The organism is Mesorhizobium sp. M7A.F.Ca.CA.002.05.1.1 (assembly GCF_003998335.1).
Classification (GTDB): domain Bacteria; phylum Pseudomonadota; class Alphaproteobacteria; order Rhizobiales; family Rhizobiaceae; genus Mesorhizobium.
Genome location: NZ_RZQI01000837.1, coordinates 1 through 2,577, shown reverse-complemented (window position 1 = coordinate 2,577; position 2,577 = coordinate 1). Strand labels below are relative to the sequence as shown.

Genomic DNA, 2,577 nt, shown 5'->3' with positions numbered 1-2,577 from the left:
GTTCTGACAGGGATCGGTTTTGCTGTGCTTTGCGCCCTGTCTCCGACCAACGCCGGCTACATTCCGTCAGTTTCCCGCAGCGGCAATCAGCTTCTGCGCCAGATCGAGCGTCAGCGCGTCGAAATGCGAAATGACAGCCGAGGGTTCGAATTCGCGGACATGGCGGTCGGTGTAGCCGAAATCGACCGCCACCACGGGAATGCCGGCGGCTTTTGCCGTGTCGATGTCGGTTTGCGAATCGCCGACCATCAGCGCGCGGTGCGGGTCGCCGCCGGCCAGCTTGATGGTCTCGATCAGATGGCGCGGGTCGGGCTTGCGGAAGGCGAACGTGTCCTGGCCGGCGATGGCCGCGAAATGTTTGGTCAGGCCGAGTGCCTCGATCAGCGCCAGCGAGTTGGCTTCGTATTTGTTGGTGCAGATGGCGAGGACATAGCCGGCCTCCTCGAAGCGCGCGATCGCCTCGACGACACCGGGGTAGGGGCGCGACTTGCCGGGGATGTTGAGCGTGTAGTGGTCGAGGAAAAGTTTCAGCAGCCGGTCGTGCTCCTCGACGGCAAGCGATCGCTGATGGGCGGCGTGCGCCCGCTCGATCATCACCCGGCCGCCGTGACCGACAAAACGCCTGAAGCCGGCTTCGTCGACCGCGGCGATCTCGCTGGCGGCAAGGCTGTGGTTCAGGCTGTCGAGCAGGTCCGGCGCTGTGTCGATCAGCGTACCGTCGAGGTCGAACACGATGATTGGTCGGGTCATGGTCTGTCCTGGGCAGGTGTGCAATGGGCAGGCGATAGCGGCTGCGGCGCGTCAAGGCAAGCTGACTGGGGGCAAGCCGGCTTGGCAATCGCTTCAGACCGGTGACAGTTTCAACGTGTGGCGGGACCACCAATTGTGGAAGCCGGCGCTGCCCCTCATCGCCCTGCCGGGCACTTCTCCCCGTATAGTGACGGGGAGAAGTGGCTGGCCGCAATGACGGCGCCCTTCTTGCAACGCTGGTGATTGGCGAAACCACCGATGAGAGCGCCCCTCACTATACGGGGAGAGGATGCCGGCAGGCAGGTGAGGGGCGGCGCCAGCGTCAGGAAAAGGGTGACGGGGCGAATTCCAAAACCTGAAGCGATTGTCCTGGGCGAGCGCGCCGGGCAAGCAGGCCCCATCGGACCGGACATTTCGCGGCGAGCTTCCAGAAATGAAAAACCCGCCACAGCGGCGGGTCGTTGGCGCAAATCAGCACCATAACCAAAAATGTAGCATAGCTGCCCTCACCGGTCAAGGAAATAATTCCTACGCAGGATCACCTGGGGACCCGCCGCCTGGGGCTTTGACCGGACCGGCAAAAATGCTACGAGCCCGGCAGCGAATTTCCGGGGCAATAACCGACATGGATGCAAGGCAGTTGAAGGTCGAAGCCGCGCGGGCAGCACTCGCCCATGTGAGCGAAGGCATGCGGCTCGGCATCGGCACCGGCACCACGGCCGAAGAGTTCGTGCGGCTGCTTGCCGAAAAGGTCGCCACCGGCATGACCGTCATCGGCGTGCCGACTTCGGAGCGCACCGCGTTGCTGTGCCGCGAACTTGGCGTACCGCTGTCGACGCTGGAGGAAACGCCAGAGCTCGACCTCACCGTCGACGGCGCCGACGAAGTCGACCCGGAACTGACCCTGGTCAAGGGCGGCGGCGGCGCGCTGCTGCGCGAGAAGATCGTCGCCGCGGCGTCCCAGCGCATGATCGTCATCGCCGACCGCTCCAAGATGGTCGAGACGCTCGGCCGTTTTCCGCTGCCGATCGAGGTCAATCCATTCGGCCTGCGCGCCACTGAAATCGCGGTTGCCGCGGCGGCTGAAAAGCTCGGTCTTTCCGGGCCGGTCACATTGAGGATGACGGGCGGCCAGGCTTTTGTTACAGACGGCGGCCATTTTATCCTCGATGCATCTTTTGGCCGCATTCCGGATACAAGAGCGCTTTCGAATGCTCTCCACGCCATTCCGGGCGTTGTCGAGCATGGTCTTTTCATCGGGCTGGCTTCAGCGGCCATCATCGCCGGCGGCGACGGCATCCAAACCGTCCATGCCGCCCGAAAACCAGGGAGTTCTACCGATCATGACGTTGCATAACCGGGTTCGCAGCCTTTCCGTCCTTCTGGCGGCCTCGGCCGTTTTCGCCTTTTCTTCGCCGGCGTTTTCGCAGGATGTCACGGAATCGCACCTGAAGGCCGCCCGCGCGGCGGTCGCTGCGATCCACGCGACCGACCCGTTCGACAACATCCTGCCGCAGGCAGCCGCAGCGCTCGAATCGCAGCTGATCCAGAAGAACCCGGACATGCAGGAACTGATCGGCAAGACGATCAGCGAGAAGGCGCTGGCGCTGGCCTCGCGCCGCGCCGATCTCGAGAAGGAAGCCGCACTCGCCTACGCAAAAGTGTTCTCCGAAAAGGAACTGACCGACATCGCCGCCTTCTACAATTCCGATTCGGGCAAGAAGCTGCTCGATAGCGGCCCGACGGTGACCCGCGAACTGGTCAAGGCAGCCGACATCTGGCAGAACGGCCTCGGCCGCGATCTCGCCCAGCAGGTCGGCGAAACGC

The 2,577-nt window shown here is 63.6% G+C and carries 3 protein-coding genes; 2 read left to right on the top strand and 1 reads right to left on the bottom strand.

The genetic code is table 11. The annotated features are described in order from the left end of the window. Nucleotides 1-66: 66 nt before the first annotated feature. A complete protein-coding gene (locus EN939_RS29255; protein WP_127271163.1) occupies nt 67-750 on the bottom strand; it encodes a phosphoglycolate phosphatase in 684 nt (227 codons plus the stop codon). A 625-nt stretch (nt 751-1,375) separates the two neighbouring features. Here EN939_RS29255 and rpiA point away from each other — a divergent pair. Both rpiA and EN939_RS29240 read left to right on the top strand, forming a co-directional pair. After that, on the top strand, nt 1,376-2,107 hold the full coding sequence (rpiA, locus tag EN939_RS29245; protein WP_127271162.1) for a ribose-5-phosphate isomerase RpiA: 732 nt from the start codon (nt 1,376-1,378) through the stop codon (nt 2,105-2,107). After that, nucleotides 2,094-2,577, top strand: a 484-nt coding sequence (locus tag EN939_RS29240) for a DUF2059 domain-containing protein (RefSeq protein ID WP_127271161.1), incomplete at its 3' end; no start/stop codon positions are given. The genes rpiA and EN939_RS29240, both read left to right, overlap by 14 nt.